Source organism: Actinobacillus delphinicola (assembly GCF_900638385.1).
Lineage (GTDB): Bacteria > Pseudomonadota > Gammaproteobacteria > Enterobacterales > Pasteurellaceae > Actinobacillus_C > Actinobacillus_C delphinicola.
The window spans coordinates 1,137,841-1,152,067 of sequence record NZ_LR134510.1; the positions used below are offsets into that span (position 1 = coordinate 1,137,841).

14 protein-coding genes are annotated in these 14,227 nt (G+C 38.0%); 6 read left to right on the forward strand and 8 right to left on the reverse strand.

The window, feature by feature from the left end:
- Window positions 1-4: 4 nt before the first annotated feature.
- The 8 genes from murD to mraZ form a co-directional block, all read right to left on the reverse strand.
- Complete coding sequence (murD, locus tag EL259_RS05315) at window positions 5-1,324, reverse strand: UDP-N-acetylmuramoyl-L-alanine--D-glutamate ligase (protein WP_126599677.1); 1,320 nt, start codon at window positions 1,322-1,324, stop codon at window positions 5-7.
- Between the two features lie 31 nt (window positions 1,325-1,355).
- Window positions 1,356-2,438, reverse strand: coding sequence for a phospho-N-acetylmuramoyl-pentapeptide-transferase (mraY, locus tag EL259_RS05320; protein WP_126599679.1), 1,083 nt, complete (start codon window positions 2,436-2,438; stop codon window positions 1,356-1,358).
- Entirely contained in the window at window positions 2,432-3,835 is a 1,404-nt protein-coding gene (locus tag EL259_RS05325; protein ID WP_126599681.1) for a UDP-N-acetylmuramoyl-tripeptide--D-alanyl-D-alanine ligase, read from the reverse strand. The genes mraY and EL259_RS05325 overlap by 7 nt, the downstream gene beginning before the upstream one ends.
- A complete protein-coding gene (gene murE / locus EL259_RS05330; protein WP_126599683.1) occupies window positions 3,832-5,337 on the reverse strand; it encodes a UDP-N-acetylmuramoyl-L-alanyl-D-glutamate--2,6-diaminopimelate ligase in 1,506 nt (501 codons plus the stop codon). Before murE ends, EL259_RS05325 begins: the two co-directional genes overlap by 4 nt.
- 23 nt (window positions 5,338-5,360) lie before the next feature.
- Window positions 5,361-7,214 carry a penicillin-binding transpeptidase domain-containing protein gene (locus tag EL259_RS05335; RefSeq protein WP_126599685.1) on the reverse strand — a complete coding sequence of 618 codons (1,854 nt, stop codon included), beginning with the start codon at window positions 7,212-7,214 and terminating at the stop codon, window positions 5,361-5,363.
- Window positions 7,215-7,217: 3 nt separating this feature from the next.
- On the reverse strand, window positions 7,218-7,535 hold the full coding sequence (gene ftsL / locus EL259_RS05340; protein WP_126599687.1) for a cell division protein FtsL: 318 nt from the start codon (window positions 7,533-7,535) through the stop codon (window positions 7,218-7,220).
- Window positions 7,536-8,501, reverse strand: coding sequence for a 16S rRNA (cytosine(1402)-N(4))-methyltransferase RsmH (rsmH, locus tag EL259_RS05345; protein WP_126599689.1), 966 nt, complete (start codon window positions 8,499-8,501; stop codon window positions 7,536-7,538). It lies immediately after the preceding gene.
- A gap of 90 nt (window positions 8,502-8,591) precedes the next feature.
- Window positions 8,592-9,050 (reverse strand): division/cell wall cluster transcriptional repressor MraZ, encoded by a 459-nt coding sequence (mraZ, locus tag EL259_RS05350; protein WP_126599690.1) that lies wholly within the window; start codon window positions 9,048-9,050, stop codon window positions 8,592-8,594.
- A gap of 395 nt (window positions 9,051-9,445) precedes the next feature.
- On the opposite strand from mraZ, the gene ccmA reads away from it, so the two are divergent.
- From ccmA to EL259_RS05380, 6 genes are read left to right on the forward strand one after another with little or no spacing between them, the layout of a single operon-like run.
- The gene (gene ccmA, locus EL259_RS05355; protein ID WP_126599692.1) at window positions 9,446-10,090 is read left to right on the forward strand and encodes a cytochrome c biogenesis heme-transporting ATPase CcmA; all 645 of its coding nucleotides are present in this window, start codon (window positions 9,446-9,448) and stop codon (window positions 10,088-10,090) included.
- Window positions 10,087-10,752 carry a heme exporter protein CcmB gene (gene ccmB, locus EL259_RS05360; RefSeq protein WP_126599694.1) on the forward strand — a complete coding sequence of 222 codons (666 nt, stop codon included), beginning with the start codon at window positions 10,087-10,089 and terminating at the stop codon, window positions 10,750-10,752. Before ccmA ends, ccmB begins: the two co-directional genes overlap by 4 nt.
- Before the next feature lie 17 nt (window positions 10,753-10,769).
- Window positions 10,770-11,510, forward strand: a complete 741-nt coding sequence (locus tag EL259_RS05365; protein WP_126599696.1) for a heme ABC transporter permease — start codon at window positions 10,770-10,772, stop codon at window positions 11,508-11,510.
- Window positions 11,511-11,533: 23 nt separating this feature from the next.
- Window positions 11,534-11,728 (forward strand): heme exporter protein CcmD, encoded by a 195-nt coding sequence (gene ccmD, locus EL259_RS05370; RefSeq protein ID WP_126599698.1) that lies wholly within the window; start codon window positions 11,534-11,536, stop codon window positions 11,726-11,728.
- The gene (gene ccmE, locus EL259_RS05375; RefSeq protein ID WP_126599700.1) at window positions 11,725-12,225 is read left to right on the forward strand and encodes a cytochrome c maturation protein CcmE; all 501 of its coding nucleotides are present in this window, start codon (window positions 11,725-11,727) and stop codon (window positions 12,223-12,225) included. Before ccmD ends, ccmE begins: the two co-directional genes overlap by 4 nt.
- The gene (locus EL259_RS05380; RefSeq protein ID WP_126599702.1) at window positions 12,225-14,183 is read left to right on the forward strand and encodes a heme lyase CcmF/NrfE family subunit; all 1,959 of its coding nucleotides are present in this window, start codon (window positions 12,225-12,227) and stop codon (window positions 14,181-14,183) included. The genes ccmE and EL259_RS05380 overlap by 1 nt, the downstream gene beginning before the upstream one ends.
- Window positions 14,184-14,227 lie beyond the last annotated feature (44 nt).

The window sequence follows — 14,227 nt, forward strand, 5'->3', positions numbered from 1 at the left end:
ATTTTTATTCTTTCGCTAAAGCAGTGAAAATATCCCCACGTTCTTCAAATGATCGGAATTGATCTAAACTTGCGCAAGCAGGGGAAAGTAGAACCATATCCCCCGACTTCACTTGTGTTTTTATAAGATCAATGGCTTCTTTCATTGTTGATACATGAGTACTTTGTTTGGATAAATTTGCCAATGTTTGGCCGTCTTGTCCGAAACAATAGGTATAAATATTAGGCTTATTTAGGTAAGGCTTTAATTCATCAAAATTAGCCCCTTTACCATCACCACCAAGTAGTAAATGCAAGTTGCCTTTTAATGGCGGTAAGCCCGCTAATGCGGCAACCGTGCTACCTACGTTAGTTGCTTTTGAATCATTAATCCATTGCACGCCATTTTTCTCATGGATACATTGGAAACGATGTGACAGCCCTGTAAATTCTTTTAGTGCTTGGCGGATGGCATCTCGAGGAATATTGGTACTTTCAGCAAGTGCAATTGCAGCAAGAGCATTCATTTCGTTATGACGACCTTTAATTCCCATTTCATCACAAGCAAGAATTGTTTCGTCTTTTGCCATTAAATAACGTTTATCATTTTTCGTTTTGATCCAGTAATCGCCACCATTTTCCGCAAAAATTTTATCGAAAATTGGGGCGTCTTGAATATAAGACTCCCATTTTGTAAGCGGATCTTCACCATTGGTTATTGCATAACGGCAACGTTGATAAATTTTTAATTTTGCTTGGCGATAATCTTCTAAGTCTTTGTAGCGATTGAGGTGATCTTCACTGATATTAAGCACAGTCGCACCTTGAGCGCTTAAGCTATAGGTAGTTTCTAGTTGGAAACTAGAAAGTTCTAATACATATAAATCACAGTTTTTGTCCAATAAAGAAAGTGCAGGAATACCAATATTGCCTCCCATACCAACATTTAAGCCAGCAGCTTTCCCCATTTCTGTAACTAATGTTGTTACTGTACTTTTTCCATTTGAACCTGTAATTGCTAGAATCGGTTTTTTTGCCATTTGGCAAAAGACTTCAATATCACCTACAACTTTTTTACCCGCTGAAATAGCAGATTGAATTTCAGGTGTTTTAAGAGAGAGACCAGGACTTAAAATGATTAAATCACTTTTAAGAAGCCATTCTTCATTTAGGCTACCAATTTCGACGGCAACTGTACTCGGAAAATTTTGAGGTAAGGTAAAATTTTTACGTGTATCCATTGCAAAAATATTCGCTTGCTGTTTTTGTAAAAAATCCACGCAAGATAAGCCTGTTTTCCCTAAACCTACAACACAAATATTTTTATTTTTAAAAAGGCTTTTCATATTTTTCTCTCTTTTCTAACGTATGAATTTATTAGCGTAATTTTAAGGTGATTAGACCAAGAAGCACTAAGATAAAAGATAAGATCCAAAAACGGATAATAACGCGTGTTTCTGGCCAGCCTTTTAATTCAAAATGGTGGTGGATAGGTGCCATTCTGAAAATACGCTTTTTACGTAATTTATAAGATCCAACTTGTAAGATTACTGATAGAGTTTCTACGACGAATAGGCCTCCCATAATAACAAGTAATAATTCTTGGCGAACAAGTACCGCAATAATTCCTAATGCTCCCCCTAGAGCAAGCGAACCGACATCCCCCATGAAAACGAGGGCAGGGTAAGTGTTAAACCATAAGAAACCTAAACCTGCGCCGACAATAGCAGTACAGAATACGACCATTTCGGCATCGTATTTAATATAGGGGATATAGAGGTATTTTGCCCAGTCAACGTTCCCAGTCGCCCAAGCAATTAGACCAAATGCACCAGCAACTAAAATAGTTGGAACGATGGCTAAACCATCTAGACCGTCAGTAAGGTTTACTGCATTGCTGGTCCCTACGATTACGAAGTAAGAAAGTACGATATAGAAGAGCCCAAGTTGTGGCATATATTCTTTAAAGAATGGTACGATTAAACGTGTCGCATCAGTATTTTTGCCAATTGCATATAGAATAAAAACAGCGATTAGCGCCACAACAGAAAGCCAAAAATATTTCCAGCGGGCAACAAGACCGTCAGTATTTTTGCGCGTAATTTTGCGATAGTCATCGACAAAACCGATAGCCCCAAATCCTAAGAGAACAAATAATGATACCCAAATATACGGATTAGTTAAATTTGCCCAAAGTAAAGTTGTAACGGTAATCGCGAATAAAATCATGATACCGCCCATTGTTGGTGTACCTTGTTTACTGAGGTGGCTTTGTGGACCATCATTACGAACTTCTTGTCCAAATTTTAAAATTTGTAAGCGACGAATGACTTTTGGTCCTATCCAAAGTGAGATAAGTAATGCTGTAAGCAAAGCCATAATGGCACGTACGGTGAGATATTGAAAAACACCGAAACCAGTATAAAAATGTTGTAAATAACTACTTAACCAAACTAACATGATAAATTATCCTTTAATGAACTGATGACATTTTCCATATGCATTGAACGAGATCCTTTTGCGAGTAATGTGACTTTTTGTTGTTGGCATTTAGATTGAACAAAAGGAATAAGGAATGCCATCATATCTTCTAGATTGAAAAAGGCTTTACCGCCACAAATCTTAGCAATACTTTGACTTTTCTCACCTAACGTGAAAACACAATCCAATTGTGCATTTTTAGCAAATTCGCCTACTTGTTGGTGACAAGTTGTACTATTTTCACCAAGTTCACCCATGTCGCCTAAAACTAAAATGCGGAAACCAGATTGCTGTTTTAAAACAGAGATAGCCGCTTTCATAGAAGACACGTTGGCATTGTAAGTGTCATCAATGAGGGTTAGATGGTCATTGATATCTTCAAAATAAAGACGACCTTTAACCTGCATACGCTGATGCAATCCTTGTTTAACGTCGTTTAAATTTGCTCCTAATTTCATTGCAAGTGCGGTAGCAGCAAGAGCATTGCTGACATTATGCATACCCGCATATGGAAGATAAATTTCCATATCGCCAGCAGGGGTATGTAAATTAAAGGTAGTACCTTGTGCGAGGAGCAAAATATCATCTGCAAAATAGTCGGCTTGCGGATCTTTTATGGAAAAAGATTGAATTTCACGATCTGCAATATTTTTTTGCCATAGTGGAAGATCTTGACAGTCTAAATTGATAACAGCCGTACCATTTTCTTTTAACCCAAGGAAAATTTCGCCTTTTGCTTTAGCGACGCCTTGTAATGAACCAAAACCTTCTAAATGAGCATGTGCAAAGTTATTAATGACTGCAATATCTGGATTAGCGATTTTAGTGGTATAGGCAATTTCTTTAAGGTGATTTGCACCTAACTCAATAACTGCAAATTTTGTTTGTTCAGTTAAGCGTAAAAGAGTAAGCGGTACGCCAATATCATTATTAAAATTACCCTGAGTAAATAAGACGGCATCGTTATTTAAACCGAGGCGATGAGCAGTTTGTTGCAAAATAGCTGCCGTCATTTCTTTGACGGTTGTTTTTCCCGATGAGCCTGTAATAGCAGCAGTTTGCGGAGAAAGTGTGAATTTCAACCACTTGGCTAATTTACCTAGCGCAAGTTTACTATTTTTAACGATAATTTGCGCAACTTGAGCGTCTTCAGAAATTTTACAGAGTTTTTCAACAACTAATGCACGGCAACCTTGCTCGATCGCATCATTTACATAGCGATGACCATTAAAATTTTCACCTTTTAATGCAAAAAAGATGCCATCTTGACACGGTTTACGGCTATCCGTACTGATATTGCTTAGCGTGATATCGCCATTACCAACCAGTTCACCGTCTAAGATTTCGCTTAATTTCTCTGTGGTAATCTTAATCATAATGTTTTATCTTCTTGATAATTTTTAACAACTTCTTGATCGGAAAAGTGTAAATATTCTTTTCCAATAATTTGATAATCTTCATGCCCTTTTCCTGCGATCAAAATAACGTCATCTACTGTCGCATGAGAGAGCGCATATTCGATTGCTTGTTTACGGTCATGGATAGCCTGCCAGTGTGAATGATCTTGTGGCATACCAGTTTGAATTTCCAACAGGATTTGAGCCGCATTTTCTGTTCTTGGATTGTCATCTGTAAGGATAACCTCATCAGCAAATTCTGCAGCAATGCTTCCCATAATTGGACGTTTACCTCGATCTCGATCTCCACCACATCCAAAAATGCACCATAAAGTCCCGTGGCAATGGAGACGTGCAGCAGCTAATGCTTTTTGTAAGGCGTCTGGTGTGTGAGCGTAATCTACAATTGCGGTTGCAAAACCTGTTTTATTCAACATTTCCATGCGTCCACATACGCCTTTAAGTTGGGAAGCAGTCTGGCACAATTGGGAAAGTGGATAACCTAAACTTAAAAGAGTGGCTAATGTTAAAAGGAGATTACTCACATTAAAGGCACCAATTAATCCAGTTTTGATAATCCCATTTCCCCATGTCGAATTAAAAGTGATATCGACACCATTTGCATTAAATTGAATGGAGCTTGCATGAAGCCATTGAGATTGGTTTGGAACAAAATTTGTTTGACAACTTACTGCGATAGCATCTTTGAATTGGATAAGCCATTTTTTACCAATATCATCATCTGCATTAATGATCTTATGCGGGCAATGAAAATCGCTAAATAGGCGTTTTTTCGCATCGGCATAATTTGCCATAGTATGGTGGTAATCCAAATGATCACGACTTAAATTAGTAAAGATAGCCGCTTTAAAGGGCAAACCTGCAACACGATACTGATCGAGTCCATGAGAAGAAACTTCCATGGCGCAGAAAGTCGCTTTTTCTTTAATGAAATCGGCAAGGCATTGTTGAATTTGTAATGGTGAACCTGTGGTGTTTTGGCTTGTGTGGAGGTGATTCAGTAAACCATTACCAATTGTACCCATGACGGCACTACGTTCGCCAAGAAGGTTTGCCCATTGTGCGAGTAATTGGCTAATTGTGGTTTTACCATTTGTACCAGTAACCCCAACTAAAGTTAATTTTTCAGCTGGATGATGGTAAAAATTTCCTGCTAATAGGCTAACAGACTGACCAAGATGATAGTATGCAAAGCAAGGAATATGCTCATTGAAGACAAAGTTTAGGTGTTGTTCAGGTATATCTGTTTCAAATAAAACGGCTTTTGCGCCTTGAGCAATGGCACTATCAATAAACTTACGGCCATCTACTTGTTGCCCTTTAACAGCAAGGAATAATGCGCCTGACTGAGCTTGGCGACTATCCGAGCAAATTGTACGGAAATCTAAATCTAAATACGCCTCGATTTTCGAGAAATATTTTGCATTTTCAGTACCAAGTATTTGTTTAAGTGTTGCCATTTTTAGCCTTCTTCATATACAAATTAATTTACTTGCAAAGCGGTAGAATGATTTTTCTCATCAAGATAAACCATTCGACGTGCAATTTTATTTTTATCATTGTCGCCTAAGCGATCTGGTGGCACATTCATTTCATGAAGTGCATATCCCATAATTTCTGAGAATACAGGTGCTGCAATCGCTCCTCCGTAGTATTTACCTGCGGTTGCATCATCAATGAGGATAACAAGTGCAAAACGTGGTTTTGTTAGTGGAGCAATGCCCGCTGTGTAGGACAGATATTTATCACCGTATTTTTTACCAACGAGTTTTTTTGCGGTACCTGTTTTAATTCCTACGCTATAACCTTCAACGAGAGCATGTTTATTTTTTTCTGCAACTTCTTCAAGCATGTTTACTACTTCGTGTGTGACACCAGCAGGTAATACTCGAGTACCTAGTACAGGTGGATCGACTTTGGTAATAGACAGAGGGCGATAAATACCAAAACTACCTAACGTCACATAAGCACGTAGCAATTGTAATGGAGTTACACTGATACCATAGCCATATGCAATCGTTGCACGTTCGAGTTTAGACCAATGTGGGCGACCATCACTTGGATGGAATGGCATGCGACCTGAAGTTTCACCAACTAATCCAAGATTTGTGGGTTCGCCGAAACCAATTTTATGGTAAGTTTCACGTAGAAGTCCTTCAGGCATACGTAATGCAATACGGCTTACCCCTCGGTTACTGGAGTTACGCAAAATATCATCGAGGCTTTGGCGATCACGAGGAGCCACGTCTCTAATTTCATGACCATCTAATTTTAATGGTCCCGTATTGATAATTTCGTTACGTTTTACATAGTGATATTGCAATGCAGTGAGCACTACAAATGGTTTCACGGTTGATCCAGGCTCAAAGGTATCGGTGATAACACGGTTGCGTAATGTTGCGGGATCTAATGTGCTACGATCATTTGGATTATATGAAGGCACAGTTACCATACCGAGAATTTCACCAGTATTTACATCAGCTAATACTGCCGAACCTGATTTGGCCTTATTCATTTTCACGGCTTTTTGCATTGCTTCAAACATCATGGATTGTAATTTTTCATCAATGCTAAGTACGAGTGTTGGTGCATCATGTTTTTTAATATCAGATACATCTTCAATGACTTTGCCAAACATATCTTTACGATAAGTTCTTCTTCCCGCTTTACCACGTAAGAAAGAGTCAAAACTTTTCTCAACACCATCAATTCCGACACCATCAATATTGGTGTAACCAATGATATGAGCGGTTTCTTCACCATCTGGGTAGAATCGACGAGAAGTGTGTTCAAGTAAAACACCTTTTAATTTAAGGCTTTTTACGTAATCTGCCATGGTTTTAGATACTTGACGTGATACATACATAAAGCGTGATTGTGGATGGCGCTCCACTTCTTTTTTGATATCACTATATGATGTATCTAAGGCTTGAGCGAATGCCTGCCAATAGCGTTTACGCTCAGTAAGCTCGTTATTATCTAAAATTGTTTTAGGATCGAGAATGACGGCATACATAGGAACGCTTACCGCAAGTAATTTACCGTGTCGATCAACGATAGATCCACGTTCTGATAATAACTTTTGTTCACGTAAAGAGCGGCTATCTGCCTCTTTATTTAAGAATTTTGCATTAAAATCTTGTACATAAATAGCACGTGCGATTAATGCAATGACACTTAAAATCAGAATTATAATAATAAAGCGAAAACGAGAGCGGAGAAAAGAAGACGTAATTTCATCTTTTTTCTCATCAGGTTTTGCTCCAGAAACTATTTTTACAGGCTTAAAACTTGGAAGCTTGTGTTTTTTACGGTTTTTTTTGTTTATTTTTGCCATAAATTATTCCATCAATAAAACTTCCTGAGTATGTTTAACCGGTTGCATGTGAAGATAGTTTTGTGCGATATCTTCTACACGGGATTTATCAGAAAGTGTTGTTTCTTCCAATGTAAGGTTCACAGCTTCGTGGGCAAGGCTTTGGTTTTGAAAAGTCAGTTTTCCTTTTTCCATAATCATGAGACGTGTACCATGTGTAATCCACACGGTTGCTAGCCCTGTAATGAATAATAGGAGAGTTAAAAACAAAACGGATTTATTACTTTTTCCGAGATCAGAAAAAATCGCATTGAATAATCCGAAGGAAAACCATTTACGCATTTACAATTTTTCTCCTACACGTAAAACCGCACTACGAGAACGTGGGTTTTGTGCAATCTCTTCTTCCGTTGGCTTAATGGCTTTTCCAACAACTTTTAATTGTTGTTGACGGTCAATCTCACTTTCTCGGATTGGTAAACCCTTAGGTATTTCAATGCCTTTAGCTTGTTTACGCATAAAATGTTTTACCATACGATCTTCAAGTGAATGGAAGCTAATAATTGATAAACGCCCTTCAGGTGCTAGTACAGCAAGTGCATCTTGAAGAACTTTCTCTAATTCATCTAATTCAGCATTAATATAAATGCGGATAGCTTGGAAACTGCGAGTTGCAGGGTGTTTGTGTTTATCTTTAAAAGGAACCGCATCAGCTATCAATTGCGCCAATTGTAAAGTGCGTGTAAGTGGGGGAGTGTTATTTTGACGCGCTTGCTGATTGAAAGACACAATGGCTTGAGCAATGCGTTTAGCAAAACGTTCTTCACCAAATGTTTTTAAAACCCAGGCTAAATCTTCAACAGAAACATTTTGGAGCCATTCACTTGCAGATTGCCCTTGTGTTGTGTCCATACGCATATCAAGAGGACCATCTTTCATGAATGAAAAGCCACGATCTGCTTCATCGAGTTGAGGTGAAGATACGCCGAGATCGAGTAAAATACCGTTGACTTTACCAATGAGATTTTCTTTTTCACAAATTTGGTAAATGGATGAAAAAGTATTGTGTTCTATTTGAAAACGAGGATCTTGGATTCTTTGTGCTTCAGCGATAGCACGTGGATCACGATCGATACCAATTAAGCGACCATTTTGACCCAGTTGAGAAAGAATAAAGCGAGAGTGACCTCCACGACCGAAAGTCCCATCAATGTAAGTCCCATTAGGAATAATTGCAAGCCCGTCAACAGCCTCTTTGAGGAGAACGGTAAAATGTGATTGGGAAGAAAATTTTGCCTGCAAGTCCATAGAAAACAACCTTTATACTTTTTAAATACTGCACGCCCCGATTTTCGGAAATATTTATGAATCGGAGCAATTAAAAAACTGAATAGGTGCTTATAGTGAGAAGTTGGACAAGGCATCACTATTGGTTAAATCTGTATTTGCAACTAATGCAATATCTTCTTGGATTTGTGTATTCCAAAGGGCTTCACTCCATATTTCGAATTTATTGAGTTGCCCAATGAGCATGATATTTTTTTCCAATTTAGCATGCTGGCGTAGAGGCCCAGTTAATAACACTCGTCCAGCTGAATCCAACTCACATTCGGTCGCATAACCTAAAATAATTCGTTGAAGACTACGTTGGATCGGATCGATATTCGATAAGGTCAATAATTTTTCTTCAATGACCTTCCATTCATGTAATGGATAAAGTAACAAACAAGGTTGACGAATATCTACAGTACAAATACATAAACCTTGACTTTTATCAACAATTTCAGCCCGATAACGTTTAGGAATGGCAATCCTTCCTTTGCTATCTAAATTAATTGCTGATGCGCCACGAAACATGATTTATGCCTCTTTTATAAAAAAGACAAAATAAATAGCAAGTTGTCTTAATTTACAGATAATTTCCCACAAAACACCACTTTAAAACACATTGTAAGTTTATTATGGTAGATAAAAAATTGCAAATAAAATCCCAAAAAAATACGTTTTTATTAATCTTTATGGGGTATTTATTTGTGATTTATTGTTTAAATATTATGCTAATATTAATGAGTTAATAGAATTAGCCAATTAAAATTATTCAAAAAAATGATTAAAATCATAGTTTAAGTTTAGTGAGGAAATTTTTAGCATAGAAATGATACAAAAATTATAAAAAATTCTTGAGATTTAGTCGGAGTTTAGAAAAGCTATGTTAGAATGCCAAACTTGCCTATTTTATTGAAGATATTTGTATGACATTAGAACTCACCTTAGAAAATATTTGTATTCAACGTGGCGATAATACGCTCATTACTGATCTTAATGCACAATGGAAATCAGGCGATTTTGTGCAGATTGAGGGGCATAATGGTATTGGTAAAACAAGCCTATTACGAATAATTGCTGGATTAGCGACTCCAAAAGTCGGTAAAGTTTTTTGGCAAGGCGAGGATATTCAAAAACAACGAGAAGAGTTCGCAGCAAATTTACTTTATCTTGGGCATCAAAGTGGCATTAAACCAGAATTAACTCCTTGGGAAAATTTAAAGTTTTATCAACAAGTAACGCCATGTAGACAAGGAGATGAAATTTTATGGGAAGTTTTAGATAAAGTGGGACTTTTTGGTCGAGAAGATTTGCCAGCAGGGCAGTTATCTGCGGGGCAACAAAAACGGATAGGATTAGCCCGACTTTGGTTGAGTGAAGCACCGCTTTGGATATTGGATGAGCCTTTTACAGCAATTGATAGACAAGGCGTACAGAATCTTGCTACGCTTTTCGAAAAGCATGTGGAGAATGGCGGTATTGTGCTTTTAACTAGCCATCAAGATATTCCGAGTCGTAAACTTTCTCGATTAAATTTAGAGAACTACCAGTATTTAGGTGGGGGAGAATGATTTTCATACAAATTATTAAACGTGAATTAAAAATTGCGACCCGGAAAAAGGCTGAAATTCTTAATCCTCTATGGTTTTTCTTAATTATTATTACATTATTCCCATTAGTGATTGGACCTGATCCAAATTTATTAGGCAAAATAGCAACGGGTGTAGCATGGGTCGCTGCACTGCTTTCAGCATTATTGTCTTTTGAGCGTCTTTTTAGAGATGATTTTCTTGATGGCTCATTAGAACAATTAGTTTTATTACCGCAACCTCTGTATGTAACAGCATTAGCTAAAGTAATTGCACATTGGTTATTGACAGGGCTACCTTTAATTCTTTTATCTCCAATAGCTGCATTACTTTTATCCTTAGAACAACCTGTTTGGTGGGCGCTTGTTTTGACATTATTGCTTGGTACGCCAGTATTAAGTTGTTTAGGGGCTATTGGTGTTGCTTTGACGGTTGGGTTAAGGAAAGGTGGAGTATTGTTAAGTCTATTAGTCCTACCTTTATTTATTCCAGTTTTAATTTTTGCTGCTTCTGTTTTAGAAGCTGCGACATTGGGTTTACCTTACCAAGGACAACTGGCTATTTTAGGCGCGTTTTTTGTAACAGCGATAACATTTTCACCATTTGCTATTGCTGCCGCATTGCGTATGACTCTTGATCAATAAATTAAAGGAACAAAAATATGTGGAAGTGGTTACATCCCTATGCAAAATCTGAAGTTCAGTATGATATTTGCGGGAAATTTATTCCATTTTTTGCTGTCTTATCAGTTTTGTTATTAGTTGTAGGATTATTCTGGGGCTTAGCTATTGCACCTGCTGATTACGAACAAGGCAATGCATTTCGGATTATGTATATCCATGTGCCTTCTGCTATTTGGTCAATGGGCATTTATGTTTCCATGGCAATTGCTGGCTTGATAGCTTTAGTATGGCAAATAAAAAATGCTTATATCAGTATGATTGCGATGGCACCTATTGGCGCAGTTTTTACCTTTATTGCACTCATTACGGGCGCTATTTGGGGAAAACCTATGTGGGGGACTTGGTGGGTTTGGGATGCACGTCTTACATCCGAACTTATTTTATTTTTCCTATACTTAGGTGTTATTGCACTTTATTCTGCTTTTCAAAATAGAGAAACAGGAATGAAAGCGGCAGCAATTTTATGTCTTGTTGGGGTAATTAATATTCCAATAATCCATTACTCTGTTGTGTGGTGGAATACCTTACACCAAGGCGCAAGCATCACAAGCTTTAGAAAATCATCAATCGCAGAACCAATGTTAATTCCACTTATTTTATGTATTTTTGGATTTCTAGCATTGTATATTTGGCTCACACTCGTTCGTTATCGTACAGACTTACTTTTAGCTGAACAGAAACGTCCGTGGGTAAAAGCATTATTACTTAAAGAAAAATAATCGAATAGGAGAGAGGGGGCTTTATGTTTTTTCATTCTTGGTCGGATTTTATAAATATGGGGGGCTATGGCTTTTATGTCTGGCTTTCCTATGGTTTATCATTTCTGGCAATTATTTTATTAATCGCAGAAGAAAGTTGGCGACGCAAAGCATTAATCAAAGAAATGCAACGTGCTGAACAACGAGAAAAACGCCAAAAAATGCGGGGGAGCGTATGAATCCAAGACGTAAATCAAGACTCTTTTTTATTGTCAGCATTTTAATTGGACTTGCTATCGCATCAGGGCTGGTTCTTTATGCATTACGACAAAATATTGACTTATTTTATACGCCATCAGAAATTATCTATGGTAAAGATCATAATCCATCTGAAAAACCTAATGTAGGACAACATATTCGTGTTGGTGGTATGGTAGTGAAAGGTAGCGTCATTCGTGATCCAAACACTTTAAAAGTGACCTTTAAATTAAATGATATTGGTCCATCTATTACTGTACATTATGAGGGAATTCTTCCTGATTTATTCCGTGAGGGACAAGGAATTGTTGCACAAGGAACGTTGGTTGCGCCGACGGTATTGGATGCGACTCAAGTATTAGCGAAACATGATTCCAAATATGTTCCACCTGATTTAGAAAAACAAATGGAAAAAGTTCATAAAAATTATGGCGTTTCTAGTAGTGAACTTCAAGCAAACCCGCAGGATGTGAAATAATGGTAGCCGAATTAGGAAATTATGCGTTAGCATTAAGTCTTGCGCTTGCAATTTTATTAGCCTTTTTTGCGCTTTGGGGCGCTGAAATAGGGCAACCTCGATTTGTTAGTCTTGCAAGACCATTAGCTTATAGTTTATTTATTGTATTAACATTTAGCTTTGGTTCATTGTTTTACCTTTTCGCCGTAAATGATTTTTCGGTGCAATATGTTGTTAATAACTCGAATACCAATTTACCACTGATGTATCGGCTTGCTGCTGTATGGGGTTCGCATGAAGGTTCATTATTGTTATGGGTATGGTTATTAAGTCTATGGACAGCTGCAGTAGCAACCTTTAGCCGTAGCTTGCCTCGTGAGGCGGTGGCACGTGTGTTAGGTATTTTGGGGTTACTTTCTATTGGTTTTATTGCCTTTGTCATCTTTACTTCAAACCCATTCTTACGCACATTCCCTGATTTCCCTGTGGAAGGGCAAGAACTAAACCCAATGTTGCAAGATATTGGTTTAATCTTCCATCCACCATTACTTTATATGGGATATGTTGGTTTCTCAGTTGCCTTTGCTTTCGCTATCGCTTCGTTAATGACAGGGCGTTTAGATACAGCATGGGCACGTTGGTCACGCCCTTGGACATTAGCCGCTTGGATTTTCTTAACTCTCGGTATTATTCTAGGTTCGTGGTGGGCTTATTATGAACTTGGCTGGGGTGGCTGGTGGTTCTGGGATCCAGTAGAAAATGCCTCTCTTATGCCATGGCTTGCAGGAACAGCATTAATCCACTCATTAACTGTAACTGAAAAACGTGCGGGCTTTAAAGCATGGACTGTTTTACTTGCGATTCTTGCGTTTTCTCTTAGCTTAGTAGGAACGTTCTTGGTTCGCTCTGGTATTTTAGTCTCTGTACATGCATTCGCATCCGATCCATCGCGTGGATTATACATTTTAGCTTATCTTGTTGTGGTTATCGGTGGCTCTTTGGCATTGTATGCATTCAAAGGAAATCAAATCCGCTCACGTCAAAATGCAGAACGTTTTTCTCGTGAAACGATGTTGCTTTTAAATAATATTTTATTGATGGCGGCATTAGCGGTGGTATTTATTGGAACTATTTTGCCACTAGTGCATAAACAGCTTGGATTAGGTTCAATTTCTGTTGGTGCGCCGTTCTTTAATCAAATGTTCGTTATCATTATGATTCCATTCTCATTATTATTGGGAATAGGACCATTGGTTAAATGGCGCCGAGATTCTTTTGCTCGCTTACGTCGTCCTGTGATTATTAGCTTAATTATCATGATTATTGCTGGATTTGCATTACCGCCTTTATTGGGCGATCAAGAAAAAGCAACGGCAGTATTGGGCGCAATGATGGCAGTCTTCATTTTCATTCTAAGTGTATATGAATTATTAGAAAGAGCGACTTACCGTCATAGTGTGTGGCAAGGCATCCGTAAAATTTCGCGTTCTCATTGGGGAATGGTCATCGCTCACATTGGGGTCGCAGTGACAGTGTGGGGCATTGCCTTTAGTCAAAATTATAGTGTAGAACGAGATGTAAGAATGCGTATTGGCGATCATGTTGATGTTGCAGGTTACAATTTTAAATTTGATCGTATCGAAAATGAAAATGGACCAAACTACATTGGTGGTTTTGCAAAATTAACCGTGACTCGTGATGGTAAATATGTCACAACCTTACGTGCGCAGAAACGTTTCTATACCGTAAGTAAAATGACGATGACTGAACCTGCTATTTCAGCTGGACTTACACGAGATCTGTATGTAGCACTTGGTACACAATTTGATGATGGTAGCTGGGCATTCCGCTTATATTATAAACCATTTGTACGTTGGATTTGGCTTGGTGGCTTATTCATGGCATTTGGTGGATTGCTTTGCATGGGTGATGGACGTTATCGCTTTGGGCGTTTATTAAAACGAAAAGATCAAAAATAGAGAGGAAAAGGGGCGAAGAATATTTCACGCCCCCATTTTCGGAA